Source organism: Clostridium gallinarum (assembly GCF_014836325.1).
Taxonomy (GTDB): Bacteria; Bacillota; Clostridia; order Clostridiales; family Clostridiaceae; genus Clostridium; species Clostridium gallinarum.
This window is the reverse complement of the sequence record NZ_JACSQZ010000010.1, coordinates 17,778-40,089: the sequence shown is the minus strand read 5'-3', so window position 1 is coordinate 40,089 and position 22,312 is coordinate 17,778. Positions and strand designations below refer to the sequence as shown.

Here is a 22,312-nt window from a genome sequence, read left to right as displayed (position 1 = left end):
ACGGGAAAATAAATTATAAGGAGGATAAAAATTATTTATGAAAACTAAGAAATACTTAATAGTTACTTTGGGGTTAATTGGTATTTACTTTGTTGGCTTAACAACAATTAATAATAAAGAGGAAATAGAAGTATCAGCAAAAGTAGAAAATACTAATAATACTATTATACCAAAACCTTTATCCTATGAAGGAAAAGAAGGAAAATTTACAGTTAATAAAGATACTAATATATTAGTAAATGGAAATAATAAAGAAGAAACAGAAGAAATAAGTAAGATAGCAGAATATCTAAAAGAAAAATTAAGCCCTTCAACTGGATATAACCTTACTATAAATAAAAAAGAAAGCTTAGCTAGAAATTATATTTACTTAACTACTTTAGATGGAAAATCGGAGTTAGGTAATGAAGGATATGAAATAGATATAACTAAAGATGGAGTTAAAATAACTGCATATAAACCAGAAGGATTATTTAGAGGAATTCAAACTATGATTCAGCTCTTACCTTCAGATATTGAAAAGTCAAATTTAGTAAATAATATAGAGTGGAGTTTACCTATATCAAAAATTTATGATAAACCGGAATATAGTTATAGAGGGGTAATGATTGATGTAGCCAGACATTTTTTTACTGAAGAAGAAATAAAAAAGCAAATAGATTATGCGGCTCAATATAAAATTAATAAAGTTCATTTACATCTTTCAGATGATCAAGGATGGCGTATTGAAATTAAAGCTTATCCGGATTTAACTTTAATAGGAGGAAGTACTGAAGTTGGTGGAGGGCCTGGAGGATATTATACTCAAGAACAGTTTAAGAGTATAGTTGAGTATGCAGCTAAAAGGTACATAGAAATTATTCCAGAGATAGATATGCCAGGTCATACTAATGCAGCCTTAGCATCATATGGATTTTTGAATCCAGATGGAAAAAGGAAGCCTTTATATACTGGAACTAGTGTAGGATTTAGTACATTGATGACTGATAGTGAGAAGACTTATGAATTTATAGAAACTGTAGTAAAAGAAATATCTGAAATTTCTCCTTCAAAGTATTTTCATATGGGAGGAGATGAAGCTGATAGCACTAAAAAAGAAGATTATAATTACTTTGTAGGAAGGGTATCTAAAATAGTTGAGAAGTATGGTAAAACACCTATAGGTTGGGATCCTATAGATACTTCACCAGAAATAAATTCAAGTGTTATACTTCAAAATTGGAAAGATTCAAATGAAGCAGCTAGAAAGAAAAATATGAAAATGATAATTTCTATTGCAAATAAAGCTTATTTAGACATGAAATATAATGAGAATACACCATATGGTTTAGATTGGGCAGGATATATTCCTATAGAAACAGCATATAACTGGGATCCTACAGATTATGCACCTAAGAATTTAGTTTTAGGAATTGAATCTCCTTTATGGACAGAAAATATAAGTGATATAAAACAAATGGAATATATGATTTATCCAAGGCTACTTGGATATGCTGAAATTGGATGGACTCCTAAGAGTGAAAGAAATTGGAATGAATATAAAATAAGATTGGAAAAACAGGGAATTAGAATGGAGTATGAAGGAATAAACTATTATAAAGATAATACAATATGGAAAAATAATTAAATATAAATTGAGCATAATATATTTGTACTAAAATAAGAAGGGAGAATTAAAATGGAAAGAGCACAATATAAAATTAATGGAATTACAAATGAAAATATGAAAACACAAGTAAAAAATTCTTTAGAAAAAATAGATGGGGTTAACCAAGTTTGTGTTGATATGGCGAGAGGAAGTGTTGAGGTAATATATAATGAGCCTGCTACAGAAACTCAAATAAAGGCCTGCTTAAATAATGCAGGGCATGAAATTTTATAGTAATAGTAAAAGTCTATGATTTATACATAGGCTTTTTTTAATAAAAAAATTATTTCAATTTGCAATGTTAAGATTTGGTTAAAAATATTTAATATTGAAATACAAAATGTTAATATATAATTAATATTTTGTTAACGAGGAATAACTTGAAAGGAGACATCTAATGAGTATATCTTTTTTTGAATTTTTAGGACAGTTAATTAATAATATTCCATTATTAATTACGGTTATTTTAACATTAGGGGTAATTTTAGTAAATGGATGGACAGATGCACCTAATGCAATTGCAACATGTGTATCTACAAGAGCAATAGGACCAAAGGCAGCTATTTTAATGGCTACAATTTTTAATTTTTTAGGCGTATTTGTAATGACTATGATTAATGCAAATGTTGCACAAACCATATATAATATGGTTGATTTTAAAGGGGATGCACATTATTCTTTAATAGCTTTATGTGCTGCTTTATTTGCTATAGTTGTTTGGGCAACAACAGCTTGGTATTTTGGAATTCCAACTAGTGAAAGTCATGCACTAATAGCAGGGATATCAGGTGCAGCTATTGCACTTCAAGGTGGACTTAAGGGGATAAATGGTAGCGAGTGGATGAAGGTAATATATGGTCTAATACTTTCTACGTTTTTAGGATTTTTTATGGGATGGATCACTGTTAAAATAATTGGTTTTATATTTAAGGGATTTGATCGTAGAAAAACTAGTGGATTTTTCAAATACTCTCAGATATGTGGAGGGGCTGCTATGGCATTTATGCATGGAGCTCAAGATGGACAAAAATTTATGGGGGTATTTATGTTAGGTATTTTTCTAGCTAATGGAAGAAGTGACATTGAAAGCTTTGTTATACCAGTATGGTTAATGATTCTTTGTTCTTTAGTTATGGCCCTAGGAACATCTATAGGTGGATATAAGATAATAAAAGCTGTTGGTATGGATATGGTCAAGCTTGAACAGTATCAAGGGTTTGCAGCAGATTTAGCAGGAGCAGGATGTCTTCTATTATCTTCAGTAACAGGTATTCCTGTAAGTACAACTCATACAAAAACTACAGCAATAATGGGAGTTGGAGCTGCTAAAAGATTAAGTTCTGTCAATTGGGGTGTTGTTAAAGAAATGATTTGGACATGGATATTAACATTTCCAGGATGCGGAATAATAGGGTTTTTAATGGCAGAATTATTTATTTGGATATTTTAAATTTAATATATAGGAGTGAAATTTAATGATAGGTAAAAAAGAAAATAATTATTTTGAAATGCTAGCAGAATTAGTAGATTATTCTTGTGATGCTGCAAATTTACTTCATAGTACATTAGTAAATTTTAATTCAAATGAAATAGAAGATAAAATAAAAGAAATGCATGAAATTGAACATAATGCCGATTTAAAAAAACATGAAATGATGAATAAATTAGCTAAGGAATTTATTACTCCAATTGAAAGAGGAGATATTATAGATTTAGCACATCAAATAGATAATGTTACTGATTCTATAGAAGATGTATTAACAAGAATATATATGTATAATATAGTTGAAATAAAAAAAGAAGCTTTAGAGTTCTCCAATATTATAATAAAGAATTGTGATGTATTAAAGGAAGTTATGAAAGAGTTTTATAACTTTAAGAAATCTTCTAAAATCCAAAAGCTTATCATTGATATTAATGATTTAGAAGAAGATGGAGACAAGCTATATATTAATACTATAAGAAATTTTTATTTAAATTCAAAAGATCCAGTTGAATTAATGACTTGGACAGATACTTTTAAATATTTTGAAAGATGCTGTGATGTTTGCGAAAATGTTGCAAATGTAGTTGAAAGTGTAATAATGAAAAATTCTTAATACATAGTATAAAAAGAGCTGTGAGTAAACAGTTCTTTTTTTATAAAAATTTTTATTAGTGTATTAATTAAAACAAAAGATAGAAAAATGAAAAAAAATTTAGTATAATTTTAAGTTAGTAATGCGCAAATATAAATTTAATAAACTTAGGAGAAATTAATGAAGAATTTAAATAGAATTATATTCTATATTATAGGATTATTTTTATTGGCATTAGGTAGTGTTTTAGCAATTAAATCTAAACTTGGAGTATCCCCAATAAGTTCAATTCCATTTAGTTTAACAAAAGTAAGTAATATAAGCTTAGGAGTTGCATCAACTATATTATTTATATTTTATGTAATTATTCAAATGATTATTTTAAAAAGAGATTTTAAAAAGATTCAATTACTTCAAATTATATTTGCAGTAGTATTCGGACAATTAGTTAATTTTTTTAATATAATTATTAATATAAATTTAGAAAATTATTTTATGAGAGTAATATTGGTTATATTAAGTTTTTTTATTACTGCAATGGGGGTATTTTTAACTATAACATCAAATATAGTACCTGTTGCTCCAGACGGATTAACTAAAGTTATTAGTACTAAAGTTAATAAAGAGTTTGGAAAAGTAAAAATATATTTTGATTGTGTAGTAGTAAGTTTAGCTGTTTTAATATTACTATTTTCAGGTAAGAACTTAGATGGAATTGGGATTGGAACAGTATTATCAGCTATATTAGTAGGAAGAATAGTTCTTATTATAAATAAAATGTTTAAAGAAAAAGTCGAAAATATAATTTTTTTATAAAAAAATTATATTTTAATTAAAATTATCCTACAAACATGTTGACAATGTTTACAGAATATAATAATATAATAGTATATTAATGATGATTCATTTAAGGATTGTTACTGGGAAGCAGGCAAAACCTAAATTGATATCAAATTAGTATTAGTACAAGTACTATACTATTTGCTATTAATTTAGGTTTTTTGTGTTCAAAAATATTCTTATGATAAAATATTTCTAATATAACAATAAGAGAAGGAGTTAGAGATATGCTTATAAATAAAGTGTTAAATAACAATGTTATAACTATTATTAATGAAGATAATGAAGAAGCAGTGGTTATGGGGAGAGGGATAGCCTTTCAAAAAAAGAAAGGTGATGCTATAGATGAGGAAAAGATTGATAAAATATTTGTACTAAAAAATAAAAGTATAAATAATAAATTAGTAGAACTAATTAAAGATATACCTGTAGAAAATTTAGAAATAGCAGAAGAGATAATAAAATATGCAGAAGAAAAGTTAGCCACTAAATTAAATGAGAATATATATTTAACACTTACTGACCATATAAGTTTTTCAGTATTAAGATATAAAAGTCATTTAGAAATGAAAAATGTCCTATTATGGGATATTAAAAGGCTTCATAAAAATGAGTTTGAAATAGGTCTTAAAGCATTAGAAATGATAAAGAATAGACTAGGAGTAGAACTTCCCGAAGATGAAGCAGCAACTATAGCAATGCATATTTTAAATGGTGAATTAAATCAAGACATGCCTCAGATTGTAGATATAGTAAACTTAATAAATGAAATGTTAAAAATAGTTAAATATCATTTCAATATAGAGTTTGATGAGGAATCAATAAATTATTATAGATTTGTTACACATTTAAAGTTTTTTGCTCAACGATTAGTAAATGGAAATTATTATGAAGATAATGATAATGAATTATTTGAAATTATAAAAAATAAGTATCCTAAATCTTATGAATGTACAAAGAAGATAGAAGGATTTATAAAACAAAAGTTTAATAGCGACTTGACTAAAGAAGAAAAGTTATATTTAATAGTACATACTGCAAGAGTTGTAAAAGAAAATCAATAATAATGACTTTTGGATTGTAACTGATTCGATCAGGCAAAACCTAAGTTAACAATAATATTTAACTAATATATAGTGATATATTTGCGCATTACTATCTAGTTTAGAGTTAAGTATTTATGTTAATTTAGGTTTTTTTATATAAAAATACTGATAATAATTTTTAGAAGAGGTGATAGTAGATATTTAAATTTATAACCAGAAGTTTCATAGGATTGTAACTGATTCGATCAGGCAAAACCTTAATTCTTCAAATTTACTAATAATAAATTTTGAAAGTGAGGAATTAAGCTATGAATTATGAAAATTTAGCTAAATCAATTTTAGAAAAAGTAGGCGGAGAAAAAAACGTATCGAATTTAACACATTGTGCAACAAGATTAAGATTTAATTTAAAAGACACAAAAAAGGCTAATACAGAATCACTAAAAGCTCTAAATGGTGTTATGGGTGTTGTAGATAAAGGTGGACAATACCAAGTTATTATAGGAAATGATGTGAATAATGTTTACAAAGAAATTATGAAAATAAGTAAATTAGAAGGAAAAGATTCTAATACTGAAGAAGTAGATGATAGAAAAGCAATAGCTAAAGTAATAGATACTATTACAGGTATATTTACACCTATTTTACCAGCAATAACAGCAGCTGGTATGATGAAAGCAGTACTTGCTTTATTAAAGGCATTTAATTTATTAACACCACAATCGCAAAGTTATCAAGTTATAGATTTTATGGCGGATGCAGCATTTTACTTCTTACCAATATTATTAGCAAGCTCAGCAGCTAAGAAGTTTAAATGTAATCAATATTTAGCAATGATGCTTGGTGGAATGTTATTACATCCAACATTTGTATCTATGGTAAGTACTGCTAAAGAAGCGGGAACGTCTATAGGAGTATTTGGATTACCTATATCACTAGCAACATATAGTTCAAGTGTATTACCAATAATTCTTGGAGTTTGGTTTATGGCATATGTAGAACCAATAGCAGATAAGGTATCACCAAAGGCTATAAAATTCTTTACAAAGCCTTTAATTACAGCATTAGTAACAGGAATAGTTTTATTAGTGGTAATTGGACCAATAGGATATATTGTAAGCGATAAAGTAGGATTAGCAATTAAAACAGTAGAATCGTATGCAAGTTGGTTAGTACCAACATTAATAGGTGGACTAACACCATTATTAGTTATGACAGGAACTCATTATGGACTTATTCCAATAGGAATAAACAATCGTATGACTATGGGATATGACACAATAATATATCCTGGTATGTTGGCATCAAATGTAGCTCAAGGTGGAGCAGCTTTAGCAGTAGCATTTAAAACAAAAAAATCAGAAATTAAACAATTAGCATCATCAGCAGGTATTACAGGAGTTTGTGGTATTACAGAGCCAGCATTATATGGTGTTAACTTAAGATTTAAAACACCTTTATATGCATCAATGATAGGTGGAGCTGTTGGTGGATTATTCCTAGGATTATTCCGTGTATGTAATTATTCAGGTGGATCTCCAGGATTTTTAACTTTACCAAGTTATATTGGTGGAGAATCAATGATGAATTTTGTATATGCATGTATAGGCGCTGTAATAAGTGTTGTTGTTTCATTTGTAGCTTGTTTAGTACTATATAAGGATGCTGAAGAAAAAGTTAAAGAAGAAGTTAAAGTTAATGAAAATGAAGAGAAAAAGTCTTTAGTTAATAAAATTACTATATCTAGTCCAATAAAAGGAGAAATTGTGCCTTTAAATAAAGTAAATGATGAAACTTTTGCATCAGAAATGATGGGAAAAGGTGTTGCAATAAATCCTAAGGAAGGTAAAGTGGTATCACCTATAAATGGTGAAGTTCAAATGCTTTTTAAAACTAAGCATGCTATAGGATTAAAGTCTGATGATGGAGCAGAAATTTTAATTCATATAGGAATGGATACAGTTCAATTAGAAGGAAAGCATTTTACTGCACATGTTAAAGATGGGGATACAGTAAAAGTTGGAGATACTTTAGTAGAATTTGATATGGAAGCTATAAAAAATGAAGGTTATGAATTAGTAACACCTATTATAGTAACAAATACTATGGATTATTTAGAAGTTATAGCAAGTGAAAATAAAGAGGTAAATCAAGGAGATACTATTATAAGTATAATCTAAAAGTTAGAGGGCTGAGTAATCAGCCCTTTAATAGATAATTAAGATATAAATAAATTTATTTGATAGATATTTTAAGTTTGTAATATAACTTAAGCATATTTGGAGGTAATAATATGAAAAAAGAATTTGATAAATTTCCAAAAAACTTTCTTTGGGGAGGAGCCTTAGCAGCAAATCAATGTGAAGGTGGATATAAAGAAGGAGGCAAAGGACTAACAACTGTAGATTTATGTCCTGCTGGTGTGAACCGTAGAAAAGTTATGGAAGGTAAAATAGATGTGTTAAAGCCTTTAGAAGATGAATATTATCCATCTCATGAAGCAATCGATTTTTATCATAGATATAAGGAAGATATTGCTTTATTTGCAGAAATGGGATTTAAATGCTTAAGAGTATCTATAGCATGGTCAAGAATTTTTCCAAATGGAGATGAAGAAACTCCAAATGAAGAAGGGTTAAAATTCTATGATTCAATGTTTGATGAAATGATAAAACATGGAATAGAACCTATAGTTACTATTTGCCACTTTGATACACCAATAGGTATAATAGAAAAGTTTGGTGGATGGAAAAATAGAAAGTTTATAGATTTTTATTTAAATTATTGTAAGGCCATATTTACAAGATATAAGAATAAAGTTAAGTATTGGATGACATTTAATGAAATAAACATGATATTACACTTACCTTTTATGGGGGCAGGAGTTAGATTTGAAGATGGAGAAAATGAACTTCAAATTAAATATCAATCAGCTCATCATGAGCTTATAGCAAGTGCTTTAGCTACAAAATTAGCTCATGAAATTATTCCTGGCTCTATGATAGGTTGTATGCTTGCAGCTGGAGAATTCTATCCATATTCATGTAATCCAGAGGATGTAATATTAGCAAAAGAAAAAGATCGAGAAAATCTTTTCTTTATAGATGTACAATCAAGAGGAGAATATCCTGGATATGCAAAAAGATTTTTAAGAGAAAATGGTATTGAGATAGTATTTGGAGAAGATGATGAAGAAATACTAAAAAATAATACTGTTGATTTTATAGGTTTTAGTTATTATTCAAGTAGATGTGCAAGTTCAGATCCTGAAATATTAAAAGGACAAACTGCAGGGAATGTATTTAAAACTGTTAGAAATCCTAATTTAAAGGTATCAGAGTGGGGATGGCAAATAGATCCACTAGGTCTTAGAATAACATGTAATTCTCTATATGACAGATATCAAAAGCCATTATTTATAGTAGAGAATGGACTTGGAGCCAATGATATAATAGAAGCGGATGGATCTATAAATGATGATTATAGAATAGAGTATTTAAGAGAGCATATAAAAGCTATGAAAGAAGCAATAATTGATGGAGTAGATTTAATAGGATATACACCATGGGGATGTATAGATATAGTTTCTGCTTCAACTGGAGAAATGAAAAAGCGTTATGGTTTTATATATGTTGATAAAGATAATGAAGGAAATGGAACATTAGAAAGAAGAAAGAAAAAAAGTTTTTATTGGTATAAAGAAGTTATAAATAGTAATGGAGAAAATTTATAAAATAATTATATTTTAATTAACTAAAAGGATGATTCTTATAGGTTAAGAATCATCCTTTTAAAATTATAAAATATAATTTAATTAAAATATTGGCTACTTACTACTGCAAGTAAAGTTTTAGGGTCACTTAAAATTGTTATATCCTGTGGAATAACAATATCCTCAATTAATACTTTATCATCTAGACTCATTTGAGATGCATCTAATTCGATAGATTCAGGAATTTTTTCAACATCTCCTTGTAAATCTATATATAAATTATGAGTTTCTAATGTAAGTCTCTTAGATTCTAAGATATCTTGTCCAATAAACTTAATTGGAATCCTCATTTTAATAATTTCATTTGGTTTTATATATTGAAAATCTACATGAATAATTTCATGTCTATCATTTTTTTGTACTTCTTTAACTACACAATTAATTGTTTTATCTTCAAGTGAAACGTTTAATATAGATCCACTGCTATTTTTTCTAAGCATTCTTCTAAGTTCAGCATTACACATTTTAACTGGTATAGTTTCCTCTAGAAATTCACCATATATTATTCCTGGGATTTGTCCAGTTTTCCTAAGTCTATTTTGATTTTCTTTTACATTTCTTTCATATACTTTAAAATTTAAATTTGTCATTTATAAGTACCTCCTTAAATAGCTTTTTAATGAATTGATTATTAAGCTCTATAAATTTAAGGTATTACTACTATAAAACAATAATAGAGCTTAATCTAAGCCCCACATATGCATCAGCCTCCTTCATATTATTATAATTTTACATAAGTATATAATAAAAAGCAAATAATGGTAATGATAAATTGTTAATAAAATTCAGAAAATTAAAACAAATATTAATGGTAATGTGAAATAATTATGATAAATTAATAATAAAAGTTAAATATTATTAAAGTGGGAAATTAACGTATAAATTAAATGAAATATAATAAAATTTTATAAATAGTATACTAGAATCTTATTTATAGATTATTTATACTAGAAAAATATATGAATTTAGTATAAATAATATACCTAAAATAAACTAATAAAACTATTTTTAATGTAATTAAAAGAATGTGATTTATAGAATTAATTAAATAAGAAAATTTTAATAATTTTAGAAATTTGTATTATATCTGCATAATATATTTTATAAACTTATATGGAGGTATTAAATTGAGTATTTTTAACAAGAATTATTGGAAGCATAGAGGTGAAAAAAATTATATCGATAAAACCACAGATTATATAAATTCAGCAGGATTTGTAAGTAAGACAAAATATTTTATTTGGGTAGATTTAAAGAATTTTAAGGTTAATATTTTAATGGGATCAAAAAATAACTGGCAATTAATAAAAAGTTATATTTGTACTATAGGAAAGAAGACTACGCCTACACCTGTAGGAACATATGAAGTTGGTATAAAAGGTCTTTATTTTGGAATTGAAAAGGGATATAAATGTTGGTATTATACACAATTTAAAGGTAACTATCTTTTCCATTCAATTATATATAACTTAGATGGAAGTGTTAGAGATGGAAGACTTGGAATGGCTTTATCAGATGGATGTATTAGATTGACAAAGGTAGATGCTAAATGGATATATGATAATATTCCAGCAGGGAGTAAAGTAGTTATTAATTAGAGAGAATTTTGAGATTAAAAAATTAAATGTTTACAAAAAATATATTGACCAAATAGATATTTACATGGTACTCTGAAATGGTAAAACAATTGTTTAAATAATATAAAGATATGAATTGGAGAGAAAAGATGATTAAAATTATGTCAGACTCATCTGCACTTTACTCAGTAGAAGAAGGACAAGCGAATAGTGTAGATATTTCACCATTAGTAGTAACTATTAATGATAAAACTTATATAGAATATGAAGATATATCTTCAAGAGAGTTTATTGAGTTAATAAATGAAGGTCATGTACCTATGTCTTCTCAGCCTCCAATTGGACAAGTTGCTAGTTTATATAATAAATATCCAGATGATGAGATAATTAATATTTCTATGGCAGATGGATTATCAGGAACATATAATTCTGCATGTATGGCAAAAAATATGGATAGTAATCCAGAAAGAATAGAAGTAATTAATTCAAGAACATTATGTGGACCACAGAGATACTTAGTAGACTTAGCAGTTAAGTTAGTTGAAAATGGTTATGGTAAGACTGAAATTATAAAAGAAATAGATAAATATATAGAAACTTCTATATCGTTTTTAATACCAAATGATTTTGATTTTTTAGTAAGAGGTGGAAGAATATCTTCATTAGTTGGTAAAATTGGTAGTGCAATAAAATTAGTACCAGTTATGATGCTTGCAGAAGATGGAAAATCATTAACTAAGTTTACTGCAAAACGTACATTTAAAAAAGCTATAAAAAAGATAGCAGAATATTTTATGGAAAAAAATGTTAATAATGAATATAAGATTTATATTACACATGCTTTAAATATAGATTTAGCAGAGGAAGCAAAAAGTGTTATATTAAGTGAAATTCCTGATGCTGATATTGAAATAAAAGAATTAGGACCTGTTTTTATTACACAGGGCGGTCCAAGTTGTGTAGCAATTCAAAGTATAAAAAAGCATGATTTATTAAAGTAATTTAATGCACAATATCTTTGTATAAGAACAAAGATATTGTGCTTCTTTTATTTTATAGAAAATTGTAAAATGTTACCCTGTGAATAAGTTTTTATAATTTCCTTCTTTCAGCTTGCAAAGAGATAAACATTGTATGAGGTTGACTTGGAGCGCATGTGACGGAACAAGGAATATAATGTTTATCTCTTTTTTTATTTAAGAAATATAAAATAGAGGCTGTTTCAAATAGCCTCTATTCATTTTCATTACTTAATGAATTTATTTCTAAGAAAATTTCATAAAAGGCCTCAAGTCTTAAAAAGTTTGCAAAAGAACTTATTATATAAGACCTTTCAAGTAATTTATATGCAGATAAATTTCTTTGCATATCTAAATATTCTACTTTAAGTAAACTTGACTCAAATCGTTTTTTTCCAACAAAACATAGAATTAAATAACCTACTACTATAATATATTGTCCTAGTAAAAGTAGTTCAGAAGGGGTTACATCGGATTCATTATTTATAAGCAAATCATAATTTTCTTTTTTAGAACCATAAAAAATTATTGAATATCCAAGTACATTAAATGAGGCACCTAGAGATTCTAGTTCTGTAATACTTAAATCAAGATTTTTAATATATTCTTCTATGTAGCTAATATCCAAATTTAATACCTCCCTAGAATCTTTCAAAATATTATATGATAGATATACTAAGGGTGTTAAATTTATTTAAATAAATCGTCTAATATCATATTGGCACCAAGTTTATAATCATAAATTGAGTTACTATTTAGTGATTTTATATAACTCCAAGTTGCATTCCATAATTTTACTACAAAAAGATAATTGTTTAACTTATTTTGTAGATCGATATTATAATGTCCAAAGTATGTTTCAATTAGTTCCTTTTGAAAAGTATCTTTTAAAAACCAAGATATTGTTGCAAGATCAAAAAAAATATCTCCCATTCCTGAAAATTCAAAATCTATTAGATAAACTAAATTATCACAATATAAAATATTTGAAGTATTTAAATCATTATGACATAAACCATAATGAATTTTTTTTGTTAATTCTTTTTCAAGAGATTTTAATTTATTTATTAAAATGTTTATGTCATGGTTAAAATTAAAATTTATGCTAATTAAAAATTCTATATTTTTATAAATTTCATTAAAAGGATTAAAATAATTATTACTCTTTTGATTATGAAGAGTAAATAATATATTAACTATTGAATTAATAAAAGTACTTGAATTGTAAAAATTAATATCAAATTTATTGCTTTTAATATATTTGCTTATTAAAACTCCAGTATATTTATTATGATAAATTATTTCTGGGGAAATATCTAAAGGTTTAATTAAATTTAGTATTTTATTTTCATAATAAAAATTATTATCATTATCTTTGCTAGGAACCCTCAAAACATATTTTTTATTTTGGAGTTCAAAAAGGTAATTAGAGTTATTTAAACCACCAAGCTTTTTTAGAGGTATTTTTTTAAATTTTTTATTCATAAAGTCACCTATAAATATTTTTATTATTTATTATATCAGATATAATAAATAATAAAAATTAATATTAAAATAGGAGTATAATATGAAAAAGTATGATTTTGAAGCTATAATAAAAAAATATGAAGATAAAGATGCTACATATATAGAAGTGCCAATAGACGTTGAAAAAGAATTTGGAGCAAAAAGAGTAAAGGTAAAAGTAAAATTTGATGATGTAGATTATAGAGGATCTATAGTAAAAATGGGATTACCTTGTTATATGATAGGCATAACTAAAGAGACAAGAAATAAAATTGGTAAAACTTATGGTGATATGGTAAGAGTAGAATTACAAAAAGATGAGGAAGAAAGAATAATAGAACTTCCATTAGAATTTAAGGAAAAACTTAAGAAAAGTAATAAAGCATATAGTTTTTATGAAAGTTTATCGTATTCTCAAAAAAGAAAGTATTTTCAATGGATAACTTCAGCAAAAAAAGAAGAAACGAAAATGAAAAGAATGGAAGAAGCTATAGAAAAGTTAGAAAATAATATTAAGTTATAATTTAGGAGTAGCATATGATTTTTAGAAAAACAAAAAAAGAAGAAGTAAATGAAGTAATGAAGATAATTAATGAAGGGAAGATATTACTAAAAAATAATGGTATTGATCAGTGGCAAAATGGGTATCCAAATGAAGAAGTTATATTGAGAGATATATTAAATGATGAAAGTTATGTATTAGAACATAATAATAAAATTATAGGTACAACAGCACTTTCCTTTAATGGGGAAAAAACTTATGAGACAATTTATGAAGGTAAGTGGATATCTAATGGAAAATATGCTGTAGTTCATAGAATTGCTGCATGTAAAATAGATGAAATAAAAAGTATTGGGACAGAAATACTTAAAAAAGTTGAAAAAATATGTTTATTAAGAAATATAAAAAATATAAAAATAGATACTCATGAAAATAATAAAGCAATGCAAGGGTTATTATTAAAAAATAATTATATATATTGTGGAGTAATATATCTAGAAGATGGAAGTAAGAGATTAGCTTTTGAAAAAGTAATATTATAGGATTTTTCAATGAAAGTCTACGATGAATATGATTTTCATTAAAATCTATACAATAGCCAATTTGCAGATAAATAGAAAGGAAATTAAATATTTATAATATAGTACCCCACCAATAGAAAGTGCATAGTTTATATTATAACTATGTCTTTAAGGTGGGGTATTTTTGGCTAAAAAGAAACATAGAAAAAGAAGAGGAAGAGCAGCAGCGGATCTTTTTGGAGGAAGAAGAGCAGAAATAATCATAGATTCATCAGAAACAACACAAGAAGAAAGTGAAACTGTTATGAAAGATGGTGCGACTACTGAATCACCTAACCGGGATGAACTTTTAGAAGAATTAGGTATTGTGAATTTAAGCATAGATCTAGTAACTATAGTAGTTATTGCTACAATTTTAAATTTGTATTACGTTTATAGTTTAAAAGCACAAATTTCAGATGAGTTATTTAATACAAATTTTAAAGAAAATTTTATAGATACAACTAATTTTCCGAGATTAACTAACACCATGTTTTTATTTACAACAGGAATCTTCTTAATTTTAAATTACACTTTGTTACAAGAAAGTAAATGTGAACATAGAAATGATTTAAATGATAGAGAAGTTATATCATCTTGGAAATCATTTTTAGCTAGCTTATTTACCTTTTTGGCAGTAACTATTAGTAGAGATAATTTAGATTTATAAAAATAGCCATAAGATAAAATCTATATGGCTATTTTTTATGATTTTTTTATTTGCTTAGTAATATATCCACCTTTAAATTGAGTAGGTTCATATGAAACAATAAAAGCATTTTTTTCAAAAGATTGAATTAAGGCTATAACTTCATTTTCTCTACTTCTATGGGAAACTATTTCAAGTTTATATCTTTTTTCTTTATTCATACCTTCACCTTCATATGTAGTTACTCCAAATTTTAATTCTCTTAATTTATTAACTAGCTCAGAGTTATAGTTTATTAAGTTTACATGAATTGATCTATATCCAATTGCAAGTCTTTCTTCAATTTTTCCACCAATATAAATACCAATACCATATCCTAAAATATAAGCTCCTATATTTAAAAAATTCTTTAAATCTGAAAAGACTATTCCAAGACTTACTATATAAATAACAGCTTCTAAAAAAGCAAACATAGATGCTTGTATTTTTTTACCTTTAACAACAAAGGTAGTTCTTAATGTTAAAAGTGGAACATAAATTAATTGTAAAATAAAAATAGATAGTGCATTTAACAAATTATCACTTCCTTTCTATAATGTAAAGTTAGAATTTAAAATGAAGAATCATTGAAAAATTCTTTGAATTTTAAAATAAAAGGCTGCTTTCGCAACCTTTTATTTTAAGAATTAATCCATTCAACTACTCCAGGAGTTAATGAAGCTACATCATCTTTGCAAACTTTAGTTACAAATAATAAATCTCCTGATTGTAAAAATGGTTTAATTTTTTCACTTATATCTTTAGCTGAAGTATTAGTTTTAACTAAATAGCTATCTGGCATAAAGTTAGCCCAAGCTCCAAGAGATTTTATAGTTGAAACTATATCATAATCATCACGATGGTGATGTTCATGATTATGATCATGATCGTCACATCCACATGAATGAGATTGTTCGTTTAAATAAAATGTTATTGCGTATGTTTCCATAATTACCACCTTAAAATATGTTTTTTAATAAGAATATATTCATATTAAATTTAATTTGTATTTGTATATATAATAATATAGATTTCCAAAAAAAGCTAGGAAATTATTTTTTTATATAGATTTATTGGATAAATATAGGGAAAATTATAATTATGTTGTAAAATATAAAAAATAAACAAAATTATGGAGGAAATAAATGAGCAAATTAGATGAAATATTAAAATTTAACAAGAATTTTGTTGAAAACAAAGAATATGAGATATATAAAACTTCAAAAGAGCCAGATAAAAGAATTTTAATTTTATCATGTATGGATACAAGGCTTACTGATTTATTACCTAGAGCTTTAAATATAAAAAATGGTGATGTAAAAATAGTAAAAAATGCAGGGGCTTCAATTATGCATCCTTTTGGGAGTGTAATTAGAAGTATTGTAGTTGCTGTATATGAATTCAATGTAGATGAAATATTTGTTATTGGACATCATAGTTGTGGGATGTGTAATTTAAGTACTGATAATTTAATGAAAAAAATAATAGAGAGGGGAATTTCATTAGAAACTATAGAAACTCTTGAAAATGGAGGAATAGATATAAAAAAATGGCTTCATGGATTTGATTCAGTAGAAAAATCTATAGAAGATAGTGTAAATACAATAAAAAAACATCCTTTAATACCAAAGGAAATTGTAGTTCATGGATTAGCAATTGATCCAGAAACAGGAAAGTTAGATGTAATAGTTAATGGATATGAATAAAAATATTAGTTAATATACATAAAAGGAGGCTGTTAAAAACAGCCTCTTAATAATTTAATTAAAAAATATTAATAGAATTATTTAAATTAACTTTTATTTATAAATTACTGTCTAAGTACTTTGCAATAAAAGTTGTAATGGTTGTCCAATAGAGTTTAGGATCTATCTTTGAAGCTTCTGCATGTCCAGCATTTTTTATAGTTAACTGTTCTTTTGGGCAATTAGCAGCATTATATAAATCAGCCATCATTTTATATGGAACAAAATCATCTTTATCTCCATGTATAAATAAAATAGGAGTTTTAGATTTTGAAACTTGCTTTAAAGAAGATGCTTCATTTAGACTATAGCCTGCTTTAAATTTAGAGATAATAGAGCAAGCATTCATTATAGGGAAATCATTTAATGAATACAAATCTTTTAATTTATGAGAAAATTGTTCCCAAACAGATGTATAACCGCAGTCAGCTATTATTGCTTTAATATTATTAGGCAAAGCTTCTCCAGAAACCATACTTACAGTTGCAGCACCCATAGAAACACCATGTAGTATAATTTTAGCTTCTTTATTATCTTTTAATATAAAGTTTATCCATTTTAAAATATCTAATCTATCTATCCATCCCATACCAATGTAAGTACCTTCGCTATTACCATGAGATCTTAAATCAGGCATTAATATATTATATCCCATATCATAAAATTTCTTGGCATAACTACTCATATCTATTCCTTTACTTGTATATCCATGAACAGTTATAACCCAATTATCAGTAGATGAATTATTCAAAATTTTATAGCCATTAAGATTTAAGTTATCAAAAGATTTTATAGTTACATTAGAATAGTTAGAATAATTTAAAAGCCAATTTAAATCTTCATTAATTAATTCTCCACTAGTAGAATTTTCTTCTTCCTTTGATCCAAATATAGATTCTTTAGACGTTTTAGGATTAAGGGCCAAATTATAAAAATAATTACCTATAACAGTTAAAGCACCAATGGAGAGAGTTCCTAAAATTCCAGTAGAAATTAGTAGAGTTTTTTTCTTATTCATAATATCACCTTAATTCAATAAAATATATTTAAAATAATAGTAGCACTTATTAATATAAATAACAATATTTAATGAAAATTAAGAAAATATTGACAATTCTAAATAATATCCATATGATGTAAGTATTTAGTAAAGTTTTTATTTCAGGAGGTGATGAGGAATGGAAGAGGGGAGTAGTAAGGTCATAAACTCCTTAGAAGAAAATATAAAAATATTTAGAGGTGGAATTTCATTCCTCTCATTATTGAAAATTAAATATAGATTATAATACTTCTTTTGGGTTTATGTCTTACATCTAAAATTATTTAAAATAGGAGGTAAGACGTATGAAAAAGAAATTATTTAAGAAAGTAAATAAAGGTGAAATAGAAAATAATCAATTAACTAATAACTTATTAAATGCTTCAAAATTAAGAAGAAAAGAAATTTTAAAAAGATATAATAATACTTACTCAGGTTATGATGTAAGTAAAGTTGAGCTTATGAGAGAAAAGTATGGTAAAAATGAACTTTCTCATAAAAGAGAAAAGTCTATAATAAAAAGGTTAATAGAAGCATTTATAAATCCATTTACTATAATTTTATTAATATTAGCAATAATATCATTTATTACTGATATTATTATTGTAGAATCAGGTAAAAAGGATGGAACATCAGTAATTATAGTTACATCTATGGTTTTACTAAGTGGAGTACTACGATTTATACAAGAAAGCAAGTCAAGTAATGCAGCTGAAAAATTAGAAGAAATGGTTGAGACTACTATAAGTGTTACTAGATTGGAAAATGGAAGTAGAGAAATTCCAATAGATGAAATAGTAGTTGGAGATATAATTAATTTATCAGCAGGAGATATGATACCAGCAGATGTTAGAATATTAAAATGTAAGGATTTATTTATAAGCCAATCATCTTTAACTGGGGAAAGTGAACCAGTAGAGAAAGTAAGTTCATCATTAAATTCTAATTATAAAAATCCTTTAGAGTTGGAAAATTTAGCTTTCATGGGAAGTAATGTTATTAGTGGATCAGCAGTAGCAATTGTAATTAATATTGGAGATAGTACAATATTTGGGTCAATAGCAAAAGATTTATCTAGTAAAAAAGTAGTAACTAGTTTTGAAAAAGGAATAAATTCAGTTTCTTGGTTGTTAATTAGACTTATGTTAGTTATGGTTCCAGTAGTTTTATTTATGAATGGATTTACAAAAGGAAATTGGATGGAAGCATTTTTATTTGCAATATCAGTAGCAGTAGGATTAACCCCTGAAATGTTGCCTATGATAGTTTCTGCAAACCTTACAAAGGGTGCTGTATCTATGGCAAAGAAGAATGTAATAGTAAAAGATTTGAGTGCAATACAAAATTTTGGAGCTATGGATATTCTTTGCACAGACAAAACAGGCACTATTACTCAAGATAAAGTAGTTTTAGAGTATTCATTAAATATACATGGAAAATATGATATGAGAGTTTTAAGACATGCTTTTCTTAATAGCTATCATCAAACTGGACTTAAAAATTTAATGGATATAGCAATAATAAATCATGCAAATGAAAGTGATATGATAGAACTATGGAGAGATTACAAGAAGGTTGATGAAATTCCATTTGATTTTAGTAGACGTCGTATGAGTGTAGTTGTTAAAAGTAAGGATGGAAAGACACAACTTATTACTAAAGGTGCTATTGAAGAAATGTTAGAGGTATCAACTCATGTAGAATATTATGGAGAAATAAGAATTATAACAAAAGAAATTAAAAATGAAATTTTAGATAGAGTTTCTAAATATAATAATCAAGGAATGAGAATATTAGGTATATCTCAAAAAAATAATCCATCAAGGATAAATGAACTTTCAGTTAAGGATGAAAATGACATGGTTTTAATGGGTTTTTTAGCATTTTTAGATCCACCAAAGGAAAGTACAGCTAGTGCAATTAATATATTAAATGAATATGGAGTTAATGTAAAAATTTTAACTGGTGATAACGAAAAGGTTACTGCAGCTATTTGTAAACAAGTTGGTATTAAGGTTAACAATTTATTATTAGGCTCTGATATAGAAGAAATGGATGATGAATTATTAAGAAAAGTAGTTGAAGAAACGAATGTATTTGCTAAATTATCACCTATTCAAAAAACTAGAATTGTATCAGTATTAAGAGAAAATGGACATACTGTAGGATTTATGGGAGACGGGATAAATGATGCATCTGCTATGACAGAAGCTGATGTTTCAATATCAGTAGACACAGCAGTTGATATTGCAAAAGAATCGGCAGATATAATTTTATTAGAAAAAGATCTTATGATATTAGAAGATGGTGTAATTGAAGGAAGAAAAATTTATGCCAATATTATTAAGTATATAAAAATTACGGCAAGCTCTAACTTTGGAAATATTTTTTCTGTATTAATAGCAAGTATATTCCTACCATTTATACCTATGTTACCAATACAATTGTTAATGTTAAATTTAATTTATGATATTTCTTGTATAACTATACCATGGGACAATGTTGATGAGGAATATATTAAAGAGCCACGTAAATGGGATGCAAGTTCTATAAGTAAATTCATGTTTTGGATGGGACCTACAAGTTCACTATTTGATGTTATTACATTTATATTGATGTATTTCTTTATTTGTCCATTTGTATTTGGTGGAAAATTTCATAGTTTAAACAATATAGAGCAAATAGGTTTTATAGGATTATTTCATGCTGGATGGTTTGTTGAATCTTTATGGTCTCAAACCCTTGTAATTCATATGATTAGAACTAAGGAAAATTCCTTTACCAAGAGTAGAGCTTCATGGCAATTAACTTCATTAACAACTTTGGCAATAATAGTTGGAACAGTTATACCTTATACAACTTTAGGAAATACATTAAAAATGGTGGCAATGCCTTTAATGTATTTTGTATATTTAGGTATAATAATTACCTTATATATGCTTTTAGTAGGAATTTTAAAGAAGAAATTTATAAATAGATATGGAGAGTTATTATAAATTTAATACCTCATTTTAAAGTGTTAAGTATTATAGAAAGGTAACTTATGAGTAAAGAGGAACCTAGATATAATACTTTAATACTTATATCGTGACGGTTATTTAGCTATATTAAAAGAATTAATAAAAATAAATCTATAGATTACACAATATATTATTAATAACTTCTAAATTTTATACAATAGATATTTAAAATCTAAAATGATAAAATTAAATTAGAGTATTGAAAATTGGGGATAGGGGGAATAAATTAATAGTGAATAGTTTATGTGTAAGGTCAATAACAGAAATTATAAAAGAGAGGCATTCTGTAAGGAGTTATAATGAAGATTCTATATCAGAGAATATTATAGATGAAATAGAAAGATATATAGAAGATTTAGAGAATCCTTTTAATGTAAAGGTAAGAATAAGATTAATAAAAAAAGAAAAGTATGATGGAGTAGTTAGATTAGGAACATATGGAGTAATTAATGGAGCTAAATACTATTTAATAGGAGTATGTGAAAATAAAGAGTTTAATTTAGAAGCATTAGGGTATAGCTTTGAAAAGGCAATTTTATACTGTACTTCTTTGGGGCTTGGGACTGTATGGCTTGGAGGAACATTTAATAAAAGTAGCTTTGAAAAAACAATTAATTTAAGAGAAGATGAAACTTTACCAGTAATATCTCCAATTGGCTATAAGGGGAGTGAAAAGTCATTTCTTGGATCCTTTATAAAAGGAAACAGTAATAATAGGAAAGCTTTTTCTGAACTATTTTTTGAAAAAGATTTCAATAATAAAATGAAGGAAGATAATGATGAATATTGTGAAGCTTTAGAAATGGTAAGACTTGCTCCATCATCAGTTAATAGTCAACCTTGGAGAATAGTGAAAGATGGATTAAGTTTTCATATATATAACAGTGGAAAAAGAAAAATGAATAGAATAGATATAGGAATAGCTCTTTGTCATATTGATTTATATTTTAAAGAAAAAGGAGTAAGTGGGAAGTTTGAATTTAAGAATCCTAATTTGCAAACTAAATATAAATATGTAGTTACTTGGACGAAAAAATAATTTCTATTCTTTAGTTTGTAAAGAGATACACATTGTATGATGGTGACTTGGAGCGTATGCGACGGAACAAGGAATACAATGTGTATCTCTTTTTTTTATAAAGTTATATAAAATATATACAAATAAAAGAATAAATAGACAAATTAATTTATTTAGAATTGATAATATATAATTGTAAAGGATTTAAATACTTTAGTAACTAATAACAAGAATTAATAATATTAATAATAAGG

Annotated in this window: 22 protein-coding genes; 16 read left to right on the top strand and 6 right to left on the bottom strand. The window is 26.2% G+C overall.

The annotated features are described in order from the left end of the window. Positions 1 to 37: 37 nt before the first annotated feature. The 8 genes from H9660_RS04415 to ascB all read left to right on the top strand — a co-directional run bounded on the left by H9660_RS04415 (position 38) and on the right by ascB (position 9,345). Positions 38 to 1,627, top strand: a complete 1,590-nt coding sequence (locus tag H9660_RS04415; protein WP_191748938.1) for a family 20 glycosylhydrolase — start codon at positions 38 to 40, stop codon at positions 1,625 to 1,627. A gap of 51 nt (positions 1,628 to 1,678) precedes the next feature. Then, complete coding sequence (locus tag H9660_RS04410) at positions 1,679 to 1,882, top strand: heavy-metal-associated domain-containing protein (RefSeq protein WP_191748936.1); 204 nt, start codon at positions 1,679 to 1,681, stop codon at positions 1,880 to 1,882. 163 nt (positions 1,883 to 2,045) lie between these two features. Then, complete coding sequence (locus H9660_RS04405) at positions 2,046 to 3,098, top strand: inorganic phosphate transporter (protein WP_191748934.1); 1,053 nt, start codon at positions 2,046 to 2,048, stop codon at positions 3,096 to 3,098. A gap of 25 nt (positions 3,099 to 3,123) precedes the next feature. Further along, entirely contained in the window at positions 3,124 to 3,747 is a 624-nt protein-coding gene (locus H9660_RS04400) for a DUF47 domain-containing protein (protein WP_191748933.1), read from the top strand. Between the two features lie 159 nt (positions 3,748 to 3,906). After that, complete coding sequence (locus H9660_RS04395) at positions 3,907 to 4,542, top strand: YczE/YyaS/YitT family protein (protein WP_191748930.1); 636 nt, start codon at positions 3,907 to 3,909, stop codon at positions 4,540 to 4,542. Positions 4,543 to 4,793: 251 nt separating this feature from the next. Beyond that, positions 4,794 to 5,630, top strand: a complete 837-nt coding sequence (gene licT / locus H9660_RS04390) for a BglG family transcription antiterminator LicT (protein WP_191748928.1) — start codon at positions 4,794 to 4,796, stop codon at positions 5,628 to 5,630. A 290-nt stretch (positions 5,631 to 5,920) separates the two neighbouring features. After that, positions 5,921 to 7,792, top strand: coding sequence for a beta-glucoside-specific PTS transporter subunit IIABC (locus H9660_RS04385; protein WP_191748926.1), 1,872 nt, complete (start codon positions 5,921 to 5,923; stop codon positions 7,790 to 7,792). Between the two features lie 113 nt (positions 7,793 to 7,905). Then, a complete protein-coding gene (gene ascB / locus H9660_RS04380) occupies positions 7,906 to 9,345 on the top strand; it encodes a 6-phospho-beta-glucosidase (RefSeq protein ID WP_191748924.1) in 1,440 nt (479 codons plus the stop codon). Between the two features lie 77 nt (positions 9,346 to 9,422). Here the strand turns inward: ascB and H9660_RS04375 are convergent, their stop codons facing one another. Continuing rightward, positions 9,423 to 9,974, bottom strand: a complete 552-nt coding sequence (locus H9660_RS04375; protein ID WP_191748922.1) for a 50S ribosomal protein L25 — start codon at positions 9,972 to 9,974, stop codon at positions 9,423 to 9,425. A 537-nt stretch (positions 9,975 to 10,511) separates the two neighbouring features. On the opposite strand from H9660_RS04375, the gene H9660_RS04370 reads away from it, so the two are divergent. Both H9660_RS04370 and H9660_RS04365 read left to right on the top strand, forming a co-directional pair. After that, entirely contained in the window at positions 10,512 to 10,982 is a 471-nt protein-coding gene (locus H9660_RS04370) for a L,D-transpeptidase (RefSeq protein WP_207729406.1), read from the top strand. 128 nt (positions 10,983 to 11,110) lie between these two features. Beyond that, positions 11,111 to 11,962 carry a DegV family protein gene (locus tag H9660_RS04365; protein WP_191748920.1) on the top strand — a complete coding sequence of 284 codons (852 nt, stop codon included), beginning with the start codon at positions 11,111 to 11,113 and terminating at the stop codon, positions 11,960 to 11,962. Between the two features lie 232 nt (positions 11,963 to 12,194). On the opposite strand, the gene H9660_RS04360 is transcribed toward H9660_RS04365, so the two are convergent. Together H9660_RS04360 and H9660_RS04355 are read right to left on the bottom strand one after the other, a co-directional pair. Next, complete coding sequence (locus H9660_RS04360) at positions 12,195 to 12,608, bottom strand: hypothetical protein (protein WP_191748918.1); 414 nt, start codon at positions 12,606 to 12,608, stop codon at positions 12,195 to 12,197. Between the two features lie 62 nt (positions 12,609 to 12,670). After that, positions 12,671 to 13,465 carry a phosphotransferase gene (locus H9660_RS04355; protein ID WP_191748916.1) on the bottom strand — a complete coding sequence of 265 codons (795 nt, stop codon included), beginning with the start codon at positions 13,463 to 13,465 and terminating at the stop codon, positions 12,671 to 12,673. A gap of 82 nt (positions 13,466 to 13,547) precedes the next feature. On the opposite strand from H9660_RS04355, the gene H9660_RS04350 reads away from it, so the two are divergent. The 3 genes from H9660_RS04350 (at position 13,548) to H9660_RS04340 (ending at position 15,218) form a co-directional block, all read left to right on the top strand. Then, entirely contained in the window at positions 13,548 to 14,009 is a 462-nt protein-coding gene (locus H9660_RS04350) for a YdeI/OmpD-associated family protein (RefSeq protein WP_191748913.1), read from the top strand. A gap of 14 nt (positions 14,010 to 14,023) precedes the next feature. Continuing rightward, the gene (locus H9660_RS04345; protein ID WP_191748911.1) at positions 14,024 to 14,530 is read left to right on the top strand and encodes a GNAT family N-acetyltransferase; all 507 of its coding nucleotides are present in this window, start codon (positions 14,024 to 14,026) and stop codon (positions 14,528 to 14,530) included. Positions 14,531 to 14,693: 163 nt separating this feature from the next. Beyond that, a complete protein-coding gene (locus H9660_RS04340; protein ID WP_191748909.1) occupies positions 14,694 to 15,218 on the top strand; it encodes a hypothetical protein in 525 nt (174 codons plus the stop codon). Between the two features lie 35 nt (positions 15,219 to 15,253). Here the strand turns inward: H9660_RS04340 and H9660_RS04335 are convergent, their stop codons facing one another. Together H9660_RS04335 and H9660_RS04330 are read right to left on the bottom strand one after the other, a co-directional pair. Continuing rightward, the gene (locus tag H9660_RS04335) at positions 15,254 to 15,772 is read right to left on the bottom strand and encodes a DUF5698 domain-containing protein (RefSeq protein WP_191748907.1); all 519 of its coding nucleotides are present in this window, start codon (positions 15,770 to 15,772) and stop codon (positions 15,254 to 15,256) included. 104 nt (positions 15,773 to 15,876) lie between these two features. After that, on the bottom strand, positions 15,877 to 16,185 hold the full coding sequence (locus H9660_RS04330; protein ID WP_191748905.1) for a hypothetical protein: 309 nt from the start codon (positions 16,183 to 16,185) through the stop codon (positions 15,877 to 15,879). Positions 16,186 to 16,381: 196 nt separating this feature from the next. Here H9660_RS04330 and H9660_RS04325 point away from each other — a divergent pair, with 196 nt between their 5' ends. Continuing rightward, positions 16,382 to 16,942: a beta-class carbonic anhydrase gene (locus tag H9660_RS04325; RefSeq protein ID WP_191748903.1), complete on the top strand. Its 561-nt coding sequence runs from the start codon at positions 16,382 to 16,384 to the stop codon at positions 16,940 to 16,942. A 97-nt stretch (positions 16,943 to 17,039) separates the two neighbouring features. Here the strand turns inward: H9660_RS04325 and H9660_RS04320 are convergent, their stop codons facing one another. After that, positions 17,040 to 17,999: an alpha/beta hydrolase gene (locus H9660_RS04320; RefSeq protein WP_191748901.1), complete on the bottom strand. Its 960-nt coding sequence runs from the start codon at positions 17,997 to 17,999 to the stop codon at positions 17,040 to 17,042. Between the two features lie 326 nt (positions 18,000 to 18,325). Here H9660_RS04320 and mgtA point away from each other — a divergent pair, with 326 nt between their 5' ends. Further along, a complete protein-coding gene (gene mgtA, locus H9660_RS04315) occupies positions 18,326 to 21,016 on the top strand; it encodes a magnesium-translocating P-type ATPase (protein WP_191748899.1) in 2,691 nt (896 codons plus the stop codon). A 256-nt stretch (positions 21,017 to 21,272) separates the two neighbouring features. Continuing rightward, a complete protein-coding gene (locus H9660_RS04310; protein WP_191748897.1) occupies positions 21,273 to 22,079 on the top strand; it encodes a nitroreductase family protein in 807 nt (268 codons plus the stop codon). The last annotated feature ends 233 nt before the right edge of the window (positions 22,080 to 22,312 follow it).